16 protein-coding genes and 2 pseudogenes are annotated in these 14,663 nt (G+C 63.0%); 15 read left to right on the top strand and 3 right to left on the bottom strand.

Translation table 11 applies throughout. From position 1 onward, the window contains the following. Positions 1–326 precede the first annotated feature (326 nt). A complete protein-coding gene (locus ACFFII_RS17110; RefSeq protein WP_377700086.1) occupies positions 327–764 on the top strand; it encodes a MerR family transcriptional regulator in 438 nt (145 codons plus the stop codon). Further along, positions 761–1,096 (top strand): YnfA family protein, encoded by a 336-nt coding sequence (locus ACFFII_RS17105; RefSeq protein WP_377700084.1) that lies wholly within the window; start codon positions 761–763, stop codon positions 1,094–1,096. Before ACFFII_RS17110 ends, ACFFII_RS17105 begins: the two co-directional genes overlap by 4 nt. Here ACFFII_RS17105 and ACFFII_RS17100 read toward each other — a convergent pair. Continuing rightward, a complete protein-coding gene (locus tag ACFFII_RS17100; protein WP_377700082.1) occupies positions 1,093–1,839 on the bottom strand; it encodes a ZIP family metal transporter in 747 nt (248 codons plus the stop codon). The genes ACFFII_RS17105 and ACFFII_RS17100 overlap by 4 nt on opposite strands. Before the next feature lie 227 nt (positions 1,840–2,066). Continuing rightward, positions 2,067–2,189 (bottom strand): annotated as a pseudogene (locus tag ACFFII_RS17095) (MerR family DNA-binding transcriptional regulator); the annotation flags it as partial. A 91-nt stretch (positions 2,190–2,280) separates the two neighbouring features. Between ACFFII_RS17095 and ACFFII_RS17090 the strand changes: the two are divergent. From ACFFII_RS17090 to ACFFII_RS17825, 13 genes and pseudogenes are all read left to right on the top strand, one after another. Further along, positions 2,281–4,536: a heavy metal translocating P-type ATPase gene (locus tag ACFFII_RS17090; protein WP_377700081.1), complete on the top strand. Its 2,256-nt coding sequence runs from the start codon at positions 2,281–2,283 to the stop codon at positions 4,534–4,536. 1 nt (position 4,537) lies between these two features. Continuing rightward, positions 4,538–5,155: a methyltransferase family protein gene (locus ACFFII_RS17085; RefSeq protein ID WP_377700080.1), complete on the top strand. Its 618-nt coding sequence runs from the start codon at positions 4,538–4,540 to the stop codon at positions 5,153–5,155. Positions 5,156–5,269: 114 nt separating this feature from the next. Beyond that, positions 5,270–5,887, top strand: coding sequence for an SCO family protein (locus ACFFII_RS17080; RefSeq protein WP_377700078.1), 618 nt, complete (start codon positions 5,270–5,272; stop codon positions 5,885–5,887). Continuing rightward, on the top strand, positions 5,884–6,342 hold the full coding sequence (locus tag ACFFII_RS17075) for a copper chaperone PCu(A)C (protein ID WP_377700077.1): 459 nt from the start codon (positions 5,884–5,886) through the stop codon (positions 6,340–6,342). Before ACFFII_RS17080 ends, ACFFII_RS17075 begins: the two co-directional genes overlap by 4 nt. Continuing rightward, positions 6,339–6,956, top strand: a complete 618-nt coding sequence (locus ACFFII_RS17070) for an SCO family protein (protein WP_377700076.1) — start codon at positions 6,339–6,341, stop codon at positions 6,954–6,956. Before ACFFII_RS17075 ends, ACFFII_RS17070 begins: the two co-directional genes overlap by 4 nt. Before the next feature lie 79 nt (positions 6,957–7,035). Continuing rightward, entirely contained in the window at positions 7,036–7,515 is a 480-nt protein-coding gene (gene lspA / locus ACFFII_RS17065) for a signal peptidase II (protein ID WP_377700074.1), read from the top strand. Beyond that, positions 7,508–7,921 (top strand): disulfide bond formation protein B, encoded by a 414-nt coding sequence (locus tag ACFFII_RS17060; RefSeq protein WP_377700073.1) that lies wholly within the window; start codon positions 7,508–7,510, stop codon positions 7,919–7,921. The genes lspA and ACFFII_RS17060 overlap by 8 nt, the downstream gene beginning before the upstream one ends. Beyond that, complete coding sequence (locus ACFFII_RS17055) at positions 7,918–8,589, top strand: DsbA family protein (RefSeq protein ID WP_377700071.1); 672 nt, start codon at positions 7,918–7,920, stop codon at positions 8,587–8,589. The genes ACFFII_RS17060 and ACFFII_RS17055 overlap by 4 nt, the downstream gene beginning before the upstream one ends. An 80-nt stretch (positions 8,590–8,669) precedes the next feature. Next, positions 8,670–9,071 (top strand): hypothetical protein, encoded by a 402-nt coding sequence (locus tag ACFFII_RS17050; RefSeq protein WP_377700070.1) that lies wholly within the window; start codon positions 8,670–8,672, stop codon positions 9,069–9,071. Positions 9,072–9,337: 266 nt separating this feature from the next. After that, complete coding sequence (locus tag ACFFII_RS17045; RefSeq protein ID WP_377700069.1) at positions 9,338–10,000, top strand: L,D-transpeptidase; 663 nt, start codon at positions 9,338–9,340, stop codon at positions 9,998–10,000. Positions 10,001–10,254: 254 nt separating this feature from the next. Next, complete coding sequence (locus ACFFII_RS17040) at positions 10,255–10,713, top strand: DUF411 domain-containing protein (protein WP_377700085.1); 459 nt, start codon at positions 10,255–10,257, stop codon at positions 10,711–10,713. Positions 10,714–10,762: 49 nt separating this feature from the next. After that, a complete protein-coding gene (locus tag ACFFII_RS17035; protein WP_377700068.1) occupies positions 10,763–11,278 on the top strand; it encodes a L,D-transpeptidase family protein in 516 nt (171 codons plus the stop codon). 431 nt (positions 11,279–11,709) lie between these two features. Next, a pseudogene (locus ACFFII_RS17825) lies at positions 11,710–13,034 on the top strand (Nramp family divalent metal transporter). A gap of 48 nt (positions 13,035–13,082) precedes the next feature. On the opposite strand, the gene ACFFII_RS17020 reads toward ACFFII_RS17825, so the two are convergent. Then, positions 13,083–14,369: a DUF5930 domain-containing protein gene (locus tag ACFFII_RS17020; RefSeq protein ID WP_377700064.1), complete on the bottom strand. Its 1,287-nt coding sequence runs from the start codon at positions 14,367–14,369 to the stop codon at positions 13,083–13,085. Positions 14,370–14,663 lie beyond the last annotated feature (294 nt).

Genomic DNA, 14,663 nt, shown 5'->3' with positions numbered 1-14,663 from the left:
TCTGCCGCGTGACCGCTTTGCGTCCGCCCTTGCTGCAGCAGGCTTCCCCGTGGTGCCGGCAACCGACTGATCGCCACCCGCAAAGCGCCCAAGGACAGGGTTGCCGGCATGGCTACCTGTGGTGGGCGCCAAACACTGGGAGATGTGCTTCGATCCAGGGTTAGGCCGTCTCGCTCGCGTTGCTTGGTGTTCGCTCGCTGCAGAGCCTCGTCTCCCCATACCTTCGCCGTCAGCAAAACCCCTTCCATCCCACCCAACTGGGTTCGGTTGTTTTTCGGCCTTGGGAAACCTAATGACTCCTGTAGCTAGAGGGTTGGGAGGGTATGATGCTCACTATCGGAAAATTGGGCGAAGCGGCCGGAGTGAAGGTTCCAACGATCCGCTACTATGAGCAGATCGGGCTTCTGCCGGCGCCAGAGCGAAGCGCCGGCAACCAGCGGCTCTACGGGCAGTCTGCCCAGGATCGTCTGGCGTTCATCCGCCATGCGCGCGAGCTTGGGTTTCCGCTCGACGCGATCCGCGATCTGCTGAGCCTCTCCGACAGGCCGGATCAGTCCTGTGCAGCCGCCGACATTATTGCGAAGGAGCAACTCGCCGCGGTCGAGGCCCGCATTGCGCGTCTCGCGGCGCTGAAAGCGGAGCTGGAGCGGATGATCGCGCAATGCGCTCAGGGGACCATTGCCAGTTGCCGGGTCATTGAGGTGCTGAGCGATCATTCGCTCTGTGCGCAAGATCACCACGCGTCGTCCGTGGCGGCCGAATGACTTCGCTGCCGGCCCTCACGATCTATGCCGGTGCAGCTCTGGCCGAGATCAGCGGCTGTTTCGCCGTATGGGCATGGCTCAGATCCGGCGCATCGGCGCTCTGGCTTGTTCCCGGCGCGGCCGCGCTGGCAGCTTTCGCCTGGCTTCTGACGCTCGCCCCGGTCGATGCAGCTGGAAGGGCCTACGCTGCTTATGGTGGGATCTACATTACTGCGTCTCTTGTCTGGCTGTGGAGCGTCGAAGGGCAGCGGCCGGATGTTTGGGACATCAGTGGCGCGGTCATTTGCTTGTTCGGAGCAGGCCTGATCCTGTTCGGGGCGAGGCCAGCCTAACAGCCAGGAGAGCGCGCGCCCTCCAATCGCACTGCTTCGGTCTGGTCTGGATCATGCAAATCCTCCCCAAGAACCGTCTCCAGACCAGCCGAGACAAGAATAAAGAGTGCAAGGCCGCCAACGAAGGCAAGGACGGAGCCACGCGTATCCTCTCGCACCTCATGTGCCTCATTCAACATGTCCTCGACAGCGGCGACCGAAAGCAGACCGGCAGCGAAGGCGAGCGCAGCGAGTTTCGCCGAATCCGGCGCTCCGCGAAGCAGCAGGTAAGCCAGAAGTGCTGCCGCGACGCAGTACAGGATGAAGGAAGCCGAGAGCATGATCCGGCGCTTTCTCGGCACGCCGTTCTCGCGCAGATTCGCCACCGCTGCGAAGCCCTCGGGCATATCGGCAAGCACTTGACCCGCAGCAAGCGTCAGGCCGAATGCCAAGGAGACGGCCGTCCCGCTTCCGAGCATCAAACCGTCTGCCGTCAAGTCGACGGCAACCGCGACATAGATCATCCACATGCTGGTGCGATCCGTGCCGCTGCCCTTCCTCCGCTGCAGTCGCTCGACGCCTGCCTCGATCAGAACGTAAGCGACACCACCGGCCCCGACTGCCAAAGCGATCCACCACCCGGCGAGGCCGTCAAGCGCCGCCGGGAGAAGCTCGGCTGCGACGATGCCGATCACGATGCCGGACGCCGCGTGGAGCGCAAGGTTGAGCATGCGCGGCGACGCGCCTCCAAACTCGGCAAGCATGGCGCCAGCGAAGTTCCCAAGGCCGGGTAGTAGCGCGAGCAGGAGGACGGCCCATATTTCCATAGCTCTGGCGTCTCACAATCACTTGTTCGCAGAACGCGTGATCAGCGGGGATGGTTCTTGCCTCCTAAAGCCACGCCATGAGCACCACGAGCCACACCTCGACCTCGCGGATGGCTTCCAGAGGTGGGCGCGATCGATAAATTGAAGCCCTTAAAGCGCTTGGGCCCATAGAGCCGCTGGTTGCCCCGGCTGGGCTCGGCCTTGGGCAGCAGGCCGATCTGTTCGTAGTAGCGGATCGTGAGCATCTCGACCTCGGCAGCCTGCCCCAGCTTTCCCACCGAAAACATCATCTGCCCTCTTGAACCTCTAGTAGCTAGAGGGGCTAGGTCATGCTCCAGATGCGAATCAAGGCGTCCTTTCGGCGCAGAAAGGGTCATCATGGCTGTGGAGGATCAGGCAGGCGAGCGCCGCGAGTGGACCGTGTCGGGCATGGACTGCGGGTCGTGCGCCATCAAGGTGCGAGGCGCTGTAGAGCGGCTGCCCGGCGTGAGCCAGGTGAACATCGCCACCATGACCGAGCGGCTGTCCCTCATGCTCGATCCCGCACAGACGTCCCCAGAGAAGGTGGAGGCGGCCGTGAAGTCCTTGGGCTACGGCATCGCGCCGCGCGGCACCGTGAAGGAGCGCAAGCCTTTCCTCCTGCCCTCGGATGCGGCAGCGGCGCCACAAGCCGGTCCGTCCCATGGCGAGACCATTCCTTTCGACGAGCGGGTCCGCGATCTGCCCGAGGACCGCGAGGACGACCCCGCCGAGCGTGGGCAGCCCTGGTGGCGCCGGCCCAAGGGTCAGCTTGTCATCGTCACGGGGCTCCTGCTCGCAGGAGCCTGGGGGTTCGAGTTGCTGACCTCGGCCGATGTGGGCCGTTGGGCCTTCGTCCTTGCCACGGTGATTGGACTCGCGCCGGTGGCGGGGCGGGCCTTCGCGGCCGCACGCATGGGCCAGCCCTTCACCATCGAGATGCTGATGACAATCGCGGCCTTGGGGGCGCTGGTCATCGACGCGGCCGAGGAGGCCGCGCTCGTGGTATTCCTGTTCGCCGTGGGCGAGGTCCTGGAAGGGGTGGCCGCCAATCGTGCCCGCGCCAGCATCCGCGCGCTCTCGAACCTCGTGCCGAAGACAGCGCTTCTTGAGGTGAGCGGCACCACGCGCCAGGTGGACGCGGCCTCGCTGCAGGTCGGGCAGGTCGTGCTCGTGCGTCCTGGCGACCGGATTCCTGCCGATGGCGAGATTCTGGAGGGCACCTCGGGTGTGGACGAAAGTCCTGTAACAGGCGAGAGCGTGCCCAAGACCAAGGGTCCGGGCGAGCCGGTCTTCGCCGGCTCGATTAATGCCGAAGCCGCACTGCGCCTGCGCGTGACCCGTGCGGCCGAGGACAACACCATCGCCCGCATCATCCGCCTCGTGGAAGAGGCCGAGAGCGCCCGCGCGCCCACGGAGCGCTTCATCGACCGCTTCAGCCGGATCTACATGCCGGCCGTGGTGGGGGTGGCGCTGCTCGTCGTCCTCGTCCCGCCACTGGCCTTCGGTCAGGATTGGGGAACCTGGATCTATCGCGGGCTGGCGCTCCTGCTCATTGGCTGCCCCTGCGCGCTGGTGATCTCGGTGCCGGCCTCCATCGCGTCGGCCCTCTCCTCGGGGGCACGGCGCGGGCTCCTGATGAAGGCGGGCGCGGTGATCGAGGCCACGGCCAAGATTACCCGTGTGGCTTACGACAAGACAGGTACGCTGACGGTGGGCCGGCCTCAGGTCACCGACGTGGTTCCGCTCAGCGCGGACATGCCCGAACTCCTGGCCGTGGCCGCCGCCGTCGAGGCCGGGTCGAGCCACCCCTTGGCCGAGGCGATTTCCGCGCGAGCCGAGGCGGAGGGTGTCCAACCGCTGCCCTCATCGGGCGGCAAGGCGCTTCCTGGCAAGGGGGTGGAGGCCCTGGTCGCGGGGGAGCGGGCTTGGGTTGGCTCGCCCCGCTTCGCCGCCGCCGAAATGGGTGTGCTCGATAGCGAGGGCATCCACCGGGCCACGGCGCTCGAGGAAGAGGGCAAGACGGTGGTGGTCGTGTTCCGCCCGCGCCATGCGCTTGGCCTCCTGGCGCTGCGGGACGAGCCGCGTGCGGATGCCCGCGAGGGCATCCGCCAGCTCAAGGATCTCGGCGTCACCTCGGTCATGCTGACGGGCGACAACGCCAGGACCGCGGCCGCGATCGCGGGCAGCCTCGACATGGAGCACCGCGCCGAGCTGATGCCCGATGACAAGGTCGCGGAAGTCAGGGCCATGGCTGAGGCGGGCGGCGTCATGATGGTGGGTGACGGAATCAACGACGCCCCGGCCTTGGCGACGGCGAGCGTGGGCGTATCCATGGGCTCGGGCACCGACGTGGCGCTCGAGACGGCGGATGCAGCGTTGCTCAGGAACCGCGTGACGGACGTGGCCGCCCAGATCCGTCTCGCGCGTGCCGCCATGGGCAACATCCGCCAGAACGTCGCCATCGCGCTGGGGCTCAAGGGGGTGTTCCTGGTCACGACCGTATTGGGTTTCACCGGCCTCTGGATCGCCATCCTCGCCGACACGGGCGCGACCGTGCTCGTGACACTGAACGCGCTCAGGCTCCTGGCCTTCAACCCTGAGCGGGAGGCGTAGCGTGACAATCGTCGGCTTCGCCACTCTGTGGGTCCTGGCGCTTTATCTTGCGCTGTTCTTCCTGGCCTCGAACTGGGCCGCCCGCGCCGCAGGGCGTCCAGTCTGGCTCTTTGGCCGCGCCACCGGCAGGAACCGCCTTGCCACCCTGGGCTTTCGAGCGGCTTTCGCTCTCGCCTTTGTCGGGCCGCTCCTCCAAGCGGTTATCCCTGCGCTCCGTGAGGCCGACCCGCTTTGGTCGGAGCCCGGCGCGCCTCTCTGGAGTCTGCCGGGGCACGTCCTGGCCGTCCTCGGCGCGATGCTGGGCTGGGCCGGTCAGGTCGGAATGGGCGCCTCCCGGTGCGTGGGCGTGGCCGAAGACGCCATGGGTGAGTTGGTCACTGAAGGACTGTTCCGCGTGTCGCGCAATCCTGTCTTTACCGGGCAGCTTCTGCTCCTGGCTGGCGTGGCACTGTCCATTCCGGCGGTTCTGGCATGGATGGCGGTCCTGCTGCTCTGGCTCTCGGCCCGGGGGCAGATCATAAGCGAGGAGCGGCACCTTGAGACACGTTTCGGAGAGGCTTACCGGACCTACCACGCTCAGGTACCACGATGGATCGGCCCCGTGCTCAACAGGATCTGAGGCGATCGCTTGCCGACACAGGGCCACTCGCCGTGAGTGTGCGCTGGCTGCGACGAATGCTCATCACAGGCTCGATGTCTTACGGTTTGGCCCTATCCGGAGTAGATGCCCGCCATGAAATTGACACTTGCACAGAAGATCTTGTGGGTCGCGGCCGCACTCGCGCTGTTTGCCTTTGCCGCTCTTAACTGGACCGGCGGCATGCGCACGAGCGGCACGGGAGAGGCGGCGCAGCAGGCCTTCCGCCCTGAGTTCCGGCTGGAGGACGCGGCCGGTCGCCCTGTGACGAGCGAGGACTTCCGCGGGCGCTACCAGCTGGTGTTCTTTGGCTTCACGAACTGCCCGGACGTCTGCCCCACCACCCTCTCAGAGGTTGCGCAGGTGATGGATGGTCTCGGGTCCGAGGCCGATCGGGTGCAGCCGCTCTTCCTCTCCGTGGATCCCGAGCGTGACGCCGGGGCGGAGCTGGCTGAGTTTACCTCTGCGTTCCACCCGTCCATCTTGGGCTTGGCTGGCAGCCCCGAGGCGACGCAGGCCGCCGCCGAGAGCTTTAAAATCTTCTTCGCGCGCGAGGACGACGCGGCCGCGCCGGGCGGCTACAGCATGGCGCACGCCTCCGCGCTCTACCTCATCGGCCCCGATGGCGACTGGCTGCGCCAATATGAGTACGGCATGCCCGCGGCCGACATCCTCGCCGACCTCCAGAACCGCCTCGAAGGATCATTGCCATGAAGCTTCCTGTTGCTGCCGTCCTTGCCTTCGCCCTCTCCGCCGGCTTCGTCCAGGCCGAACCTGTCCGGCAGGGCGATCTTGAGGTTGATTCAGCTTGGGCGCGCGCCTCGATCGGCACCTCGCGGCCGGGCGCCGCCTACTTCACCGTCCGCAATCTCGGCGACGAGGCTGACCGCCTGACCGGCCTGTCCTCGCCGGTCTCGGCCATGCCCATGCTGCACCAGACCACCCTCTCCGAGGGCATCTCCCGGATGGCCCATATGGAGGCGGCCGAGATCCCCGCCGGCGGCGAACTCACGCTCGAACCGGGCAGCATGCACGTTATGCTGATGGAGCTGACCACGCCTCTCAAGGAGGGCGCTACTTTTCCGCTGACGCTCACCTTCGAGGCCGGGGGTGAGATCACGGTGGAGGTGCCGGTGTTCGGGCCGGGTGCCACGGGACCTGCGAAATGAGCCACTCGCGCCGGCTCCTTCTCGGCGCGGGTGCGGTCACGGCACTCGGCACCGGCACGCTGGGTCTGGGCTGGTGGCAAGTGGACGGACCCGGCGCGGCGCAGCCTGCGAGCCTTTCCCCCAGCCTGCCTCCGCCGCTGAGCGAGATGGATGTCACCCTCACGGACCATCGGGGCCGTCGCGTGACAATCTCGGACTGGGCCGGCCGGCCGAGCCTGGTGTTCTTCGGCTTCACCTACTGTCCGGAGGTCTGCCCCACGACGCTCAGCGACATCTCGCTCTGGCTCGATGGCCTCGGTGCCGAGGCCGACCGGCTCAACGTGGCGCTCATTACCGTCGACCCTGAGCGGGACACGGTCGCGGCCTTGGCTGACTACCTCACCTACTTCGACCCGCGCATAACAGGCCACACCGGCACCCCCGAGGAGATCGCGAGAGCGACCGAGGCGTTCCGGGTCCGGGCCGAGAGGCAACCCCTTGGCGAGGACGACTACACCATGGACCACACTTCGGGCGTGTTCCTGTTCCGCGCAGACGGAAGCTTCGGCAGCATCATCGACTATCACGAGGACCGCGCCTTCGCCCTGCCGAAGATCCGGCGCGTCCTGACTTGAGCACAAACTGCAAGGATTTATCTATGCTTCTCACCTCGGGTGCCTCCTGGCGGATCGGCTGGCAGAAGGAAGGTGCGTGATGCGTTGGCGCTCCTTCATCGGTCTCGCTGTTCTGGTGTTCGTTCTTGACCAGGGAACCAAGGCCGCGGCTCTGGCAGTACTCGACTACCGCGTACCGGTACCTGTCTTCCCCGGGTTCAAGCTGACGCTCGGCTTCAATACCGGCGCAAGCTTCGGCATGCTCTACAATATCATGGCCGATAAGCCGATGGTCATGGCCGCACTGACCAGTGCGCTGACCATCTTGCTCGCCTGTATGGGCCTCAAGGCGCGGCTGCCTCTGGAACGCGCCGGCTTCGCGCTGATCGTCGGAGGCGCGAGCGGCAATATCCTCGACCGGCTGCGCCACGGCGCGGTGACCGATTTTCTCGATTTCTACTGGCGCGACTGGAACTGGCCCACCTTCAATGGCGCCGATGCCGCTATCTTCCTTGGTGCAGCCGCCATCCTGATAGCTGGTCTGAAGCGCTTCCCGAAGGCCGGAGTCTCCATTGGTTGACATCAATACCCGGCAGACCTTTGCCTTCCTGGTCGCGCTTCTGGCTACATTGTCAGCGCTTTTCATCGGCGAGGTACTGGGCCAGACGCCTTGTACCCTTTGCTGGTATCAGCGTATCGCCATGTTTCCGCTGGCACCTGTCCTTGCTGTCGCCCTCTGGATCGACGATCCACGCGGGCGGCTTTATGCTCTGCCATTGGCAGCCACGGGGCTCGTGATCGCCGCCTGGCATTCAGGTCTCTATGTAGGGTGGATCCCCGAGCCTGTGCTGCCTTGCACGGCGAATGGTCCCTCCTGTACGGACCGGGCCGGGCAGAGCATCCTCGGCCTGCCGATCCCCTTCCTGTCGCTCGCGGCCTTTGCCGCGATCACCCTGTTTCTTCTTCCAAAAGGACGATCCGCATGAACCGCCGCAGCCTCGTTCTGGGCGCATCCGCCCTTGGTCTTGCCGCCTTCGCCGGCGGTTCCTGGTTGGTCAGGGACAGGCAGGCCCGCGAAGCGGCCGCCGAAGCCGACGCGCGCACCGCGGCCATCCCTGATCCCAATGCGCTTCTTCTGCGTCCCACAGCGCCCGTCCTTGGACCGGAAGACGCGCCGGTCACCCTCGTCGAATTCTTCGATCCTTCCTGCGAGGCGTGCCGCGCCTTTCATCCGGTGCTGAAGCAGTTGCGTGCTGAATTCCCGGATAGTCTGCGCATCGTCATGCGTTACGCGGCATTCCATCAGGGCTCAGATGAGGCTGTGGCAATTCTGGAGGCTGCGCGGCGCCAGAACCTGTTCGAGCCAGTGCTGAACGCAGTGCTCGAGAGCCAGCCGGCTTGGGCGCGGCATGACAGGCCGAATCTGGACATCGCCTGGGATGCAGCTGAAGCGGCGGGCCTCAACATCTCCACCCGCGATATCGAGACGAAATATCCCGCAACTGTCGCGATCCTGACGCAGGATCGGGCGGATATCGAGGCTCTCGGTGTCCGTGCCACCCCGACCTTCTACCTTGATGGCCTACAGTTGACCAATGTCAGCCTCAAGAGCCTAGCGGAATCGGTACGGCAGGCGGTGACCGAGGCAACATGACGAGAAGAGCCCTTGGCTCTGGGCTCGCTTCCATACTCGGATAAATCCCCTTCTCCACACGACCTTGCTATCTTGCACCGATGGACACCAAGCTATTGACTGGCTACCCTGTCGCCATGCTGCGCATGTTAGTGGTTATCCTCACCGCTCTCACATTGAATGTCGCGCTGCTTGCAGCGGCGGCACATAGCGCCAGCGTGGACTCATGGCAGGCGGTCCAAACAAAAATGCCGGAAGGGACGACCGGGGAAACTTCTCCAATCTACACCAACGCCTTATCTTGCACGATTAAAGGCGATCCTGAAACGGATGGCACGACTTGCGACTGGGCCTGTTCAGCACTCACAGCCATTACCCCCGATTTTTTTACGAAGCCCTCAATACAGATTGCGGTGAAAGCTAGATCTTTGCTTTCCGCATTAAGCTTGAACGGGGTCAGTCCGCCCTTGCAGGAGCGGCCACCCAGAACCGGCACTGCCTGATCAAGCGCCGTATCAGCGCGTAATCTGCTCTTACCCTGAACGATACAGCAGTCACGGCTGTAAGCTTCTGCCAGATATGGTTCTTCGGTACCCTAGAGCACCACTGCGCTATCAGAGCGGATCCACCGACGGCATCTGGATATCGGGCTTCTGAGTCCGCAGTTGCTATCGCGATGATACCAGCCGAGCGCTTTAACAGCCCCGCGTAAACTAGCGCATGGTTCAAGCCAATCAGACATCGAAAAAAGAAAATCCGGACAGTGATCATGAAAAGACAAAGAATTGCAGATCTTGGCCTGAGCCGCCGTAGCTTTGTCGGCGGCCTTTTGGGTGCAGGATATGGAGTCGTGGGCGCCAATGCACAGGAAATCGATCCCAGTACTGGTCTTCCCATATACGGCAATACACAACAAGGTCGCGCGCCAGACGTCGGCGTATATCAGATCGATCCCAATGCTGATAACCGCCGCAACATCTCTTCCTTCCGCTCCCGGCATTGGAGCGATTTCTTCAGCAATATAGGCGTCGGCGTGGTCCTCGCGGATGTATCTTCGAAGGCGCTGCACTACTGGAATGCCGACGAAAGCATCCATCGGATCTACCCGTGTTCAATCCCGGTATCTGAAGATTTGACAAAGCGTGGCCTGACCGAAATCGTCCGCAAAGCCAAGAACCCTCCTTGGACACCAACCCCTGACATGCGCCGGCGTAACCCGGACTTACCGCAGCGTGTCGAGGGAGGCGATCCGGAAAATCCACTTGGTCCATATGGGTTGTATCTTTCGTGGCCAGCCTATCTCATTCATGGCACCCATGACACCAGGAAGATCGGACGACGTTCATCCAATGGATGTTATGGATTGTTTAATGAGCATATCACCGAACTTTATGGCATGGCCGAGGTCGGAACTCAGGTTGCCGTGTTCTAAATTCGGGTTATGTCGGAGATCATATGAAGGCACCCCGTTATCTGAGAACAACCGACCGGACCCGGGATGGTCCGGTCGCAAATAAAGAAAGCCGAAACATGCCCGCCCCTGTAGATCAAAAAAAATCCGGTCGCCGAGGCTGTGTCGCCCGTAATCCGATGACAGAACCGAACTCGCCAGCATCGTCGAAAGGTCAACTTCCCTACATCAACGACCCAGAGAACCGGCACAAGAGAACTCGCGCTGTTAAAGCGATGACAACTCGGGCCAAACTATTCATATTGATCTTTCTGGGCACATATGGTGCAGCGGCTGCGCAGGGTACAGGCATACATGTCGTCGAGGGTGTCGGATGCGAATGCTGTATAAAGTGGACGGAGTATCTTCGTGAAAATGGATTCACCGTCACTTCAGAAACGAGCTTCGGTACCCTTCTGATCCAGCACAAGATTGATCTGAGCGTTCCGACGTCTCATCAATCCTGCCACACGGGTCAGGTAGAGGGCTATTTTCTGGAAGGCCATGTACCGGTAGACGACATCCGCAGGTTGCTGCAGGAGCGGCCGGATGCGGCAGGCCTTGCAGTACCGGGCATGCCGTATGGCAGCCCGGGCATGGGCCCGGAAGATAAACGTGAGGCCTATGACGTCCTTCTAGTCCGTAAGGACGGCACCAGCGAGGTATTCAGTCGCTACGCTGCGGCTGACCAGTGACCAAGCTCTGCAGGTTACATCTTTCCCTCCAATTTCGGAGTATCTCTGCATGTCGAGACTGAGTCGACGGGGATTTTCGCTGATAGCCCTTGCTGCATTGGCTGCGTGTGGCGTTCGAAAGCCACAGATCAAGCGCTACTTTGGACCAAAGGTTACACAGGTCGTTGTCTATAAGGGACAGCGCCATATGTATCTTTTGAGTGGCAATACCGTATTGAAGTCTTATGGCTTCGGACTGGGCTTTCAACCAGTAGGGCATAAGCAGTTCGAGGGTGATGGCAAGACACCTGAGGGGCTTTATTTCGTGGATCGCTTCAATCCTCAAAGCCGCTATCATCTTTCAGTCGGGATTTCTTATCCGAACGAGCGTGATCGGGAGTATGCAGCACAATTCAATGTCAATCCTGGGAGTGACATCATGTTCCATGGACGCGGACCGGAGGGGAACAGGCTGGCCCAAGGGAAGCAGGACTGGACCGCTGGCTGCATTGCCGTCCGCGATGATGAGATCGAAGATATCTACGCCATGCTGCAGCCGGGTGTACCAGTTATGATCCATGCGTAAGCAACAGATCAGCGATGACCGGCCCAGATCTTAAAGGCCTGTCAAATTGAGTAAAAGCATGGTCGAACCCGTTGGCGATTGGCGGGCTAGCATCGCTTGGGAGGCCTGCTGCGAAGAAGCCTTCTGTAATGGCGGCGTTCAGGACGAGGCCAATGTAGAGCGTCCCATCACGACCTAGCTTGGTCCGTAAAACGGCGCCCCGGTCAACGAAGAGGACAACTCGACTTGTGGCGCGCCAAAGGTGACCTCGGTACCAGTCCGGCAAGCCTCAATGCAGGCAGTTCGTGTTGGTTGCGAGCAACTGCGCACGAGCCGCTTCAGGCAGCGCATTCGCCCGCACTGGCAGCATCGGGGCGGTTAAGCCGCCGATTGACAGCCAGATCCTTCGGCGTAGAAATTGCACTTGATAATCACTTGCAGGACGAGTCGCTATGCCCCTTGCCGATGGCTGGCGCGAGCGCTCCGGAAGGCCCTCGCTGTCTGAGGTGTTCCGTTCCGTCGCTGTGCCCGTGGGTGTTACGCCATTCCGGCGATTCCTGGCCTTCGTCGGACCAGGCTACCTCGTGGCCGTGGGCTATATGGACCCGGGCAACTGGGCGACGAGCCTCGCAGGTGGCGCGGCATTCGGCTACCAACTCCTGTTCATCGCACTGCTCAGCAATACCATGGCAATCCTGTTGCAGTCGCTCTGCGCGCGGCTCGCCGTGGCGTCAGGCCGAGACCTTGCGCAGGCCTGCCGGGACGCCTACCCACGCTGGGTGTCGGCGCCACTCTGGGCCTTGGCCGAAGGCGCCATAATCGCCACCGACCTCGCCGAGGTGATCGGCACGGCCATCGGCCTGAACCTCCTGTTCGGCATCCCGCTCGAGATCGGGGTCTTCATCACCGCGGCAGACGTGTTCCTGATCTTGTGGCTGCAGACGCGTGGCTTCCGCTGGGTCGAGGCGTTCATCATCGCGCTTCTTGGCGTCATCGCCGCCTGCTTCGCTGTGCAGATCGCCATGGCGGACCCGGATTGGGGCGCGGTGATCCGCGGCTTCGCGCCAACAATCCAGATCGTGCTGAACGACCAGATGCTCTACTTGGCCCTCGGCATCATTGGGGCGACCGTAATGCCCCACAACCTCTACCTTCACTCGGGCATCGTGCAGAGCGGGCCTTTGGGCGAGACGAGGCTTCCAAGCGCGAGGCGCTCCGGCTCGCCACTTGGGATTCGACCATCGCGTTGATGTTCGCACTGACCGTAAATGCCTCGATCCTGATCCTGGCAGCGGCGACCTTCCACACCAGCGGACAGACCGAAGTAGCCGACATCGACCGGGCGCATGTACTCCTGGAGCCGCTCTTGGGTTCAAACCTGGCACCCACGCTCTTCGGCGTGGCTCTCCTTTGCTGCGGCCTCAACTCTACAGTGACGGCCACCATGGCGGGCCAGATCGTCATGGAGGGCTTCATTCAGCTGCGCCTCGCGCCTTGGGCGCGGCGTCTCGTGACGCGCCTCATTGCCATGGTCCCGGCGGTCGCCGTGATCCTGTGGCTTGGCGCGGGTGAACTTGGGCGCCTCCTGATCCTCAGCCAAGTCGTGCTGAGTTTCCAACTCCCTTTCGCCATCGTGCCGCTGGTGATGTTCACGGCGTCTGAGGCCAAGATGGGCCCGCTGGTAGCGCCACGCTGGCTCACGGCCGTTTGCGGACTGATCGCGGCAGTAATTATCGCGCTCAACATCAATCTGCTCGCCACGGTCATCCTCGATTGACCACGCTTGGGCCGGATGGCGAGCACGCCGGAGAGCGCGCTGGCCCGCTCAGAGGAGGTCCCGGCCGGCGCGGATATAGCGCATCGGATCGACCGCCTGGCCGTTCACGCGCACCTCGTAGTGGAGGTGGGGTCCCGTCGAGCGGCCCGAGTTGCCCATGTCGCCGATCCGCGCGCCGCGCGCGACCTCCTGGCCTACCTTAACGCGGATGGCGTTGAGGTGCGGGTAGCGGGTCTCCAGACCGAAGGGGTGCTTGACGATGATGATCCGTCCGTAACCCTTCTGCCAACCAGCGAACGTGACGACCCCGTCGGCCGTGGCGTAGACAGGAGTGCCGACAGGCCCTGCCATGTCCACGCCTTTGTGCATCCGACCCCAGCGCCGGCCGAAGGGCGAGGTGAACCGGAAGTCGTTCTGTACCGGCATGGCGAGTGGGACGGATTCAAGAGCCAAGCGGTAGTGGTCAAGTTCGTCGATCCGGTCGACGATGCGGTTCGCGCGTACAATCGCGTCCTCCAGCGGGGCCATGCCCATCGTGGAGACCGCGACAGAAACCAACGCTTCTTCCTGGGCCGAGTGGCTATCTCGGACGGAGTCGAGCAGCGCGTCCGAGTCAAGGCCCGCCGCACGGAGCACCTCATCGAGCGGTTCGATCGAGACGACCAGAGCGTCCTCGATCCGCCGCAGGATTCGATCGCTCTCCTCTCCCCTCTGCCACAACTCGAACTCCAACTCGCCGGCGAGGCGAACGGCTTCATTGGCCTTGGCGGCGGCCTGATCACGCTCGCCCACCGTCTTGGTCAGGGCGAGGGTCAGTAAGTCGAGCATGCCGGCGAGTTCGTCCGCCTTCTGGTCCTGCAAAGCAGTCAACGCAGACAGTGCCGCATCGCGCTCGTCCATCGTACGGCGCAGAGTGGTCTCGGCTGCCTGGAGCTCGCTCTCCATCTCGCGGCGTTGGGTCTCGAGCGCGAGAAGGCTGCTCTGCATCGCCGAGACCTGCTCCATGGCGGCTGCAAACCGCTCTTGGGCGGCATGCGCTTCCAACGCCTGTCGGTCGCGCTCTTTGCCGAGTGCGAGCGCGCGTTCCTCAAAGACCGCCTGCTCTCGCTCGGCCTGCCCGCGTACGTTTGCGGAACTGATCGAGTCCAGGATTAGGACGGAGGTCACTGCCAGGCACCACACTATCAGGGACGCCTTACCAACCCGGGCGAGGGCCTGCCTTGCGGGGCTTAGGCGAACGAACCGGAGATGGTTGCCGGAGCGGATGAACAATCTTCGCTCAGGAAGGACACAGCTGATAAGCGTGCGCAGTTCCCGGATTGATCGGAAGGTCAATGCTGTCGCCCTACCCTGACGCCGCTCTGCTCCGCCGTTCAGATGTCGGCCTAGTGGGGAGGCATCCACATCGCAACTACCGACGATCCGACAAGAGCGGGAAGATGTACAAGTCGGCGGAAGACCGCCAACGTCAACTTGCTCTCGGAGGAACACCCATCACTGAACCGCGCCGGGTTTTCCGGAGGCTGATTTTGGTTGGTTACGCGGCCATGGGTTCAGCTTCCAGAGCTGCGTAGAAATTTACTTCGGCCCGAATGAGGCAGCGGATATGATCGCAGATGTCGTGGTCGG

The organism is Paracoccus niistensis, assembly GCF_042432925.1.
GTDB classification, from domain to species: domain Bacteria; phylum Pseudomonadota; class Alphaproteobacteria; order Rhodobacterales; family Rhodobacteraceae; genus Paracoccus; species Paracoccus niistensis.
Note: the sequence above shows the minus strand (reverse complement) of the source record. Positions and strands in the feature narration are given on the sequence as shown.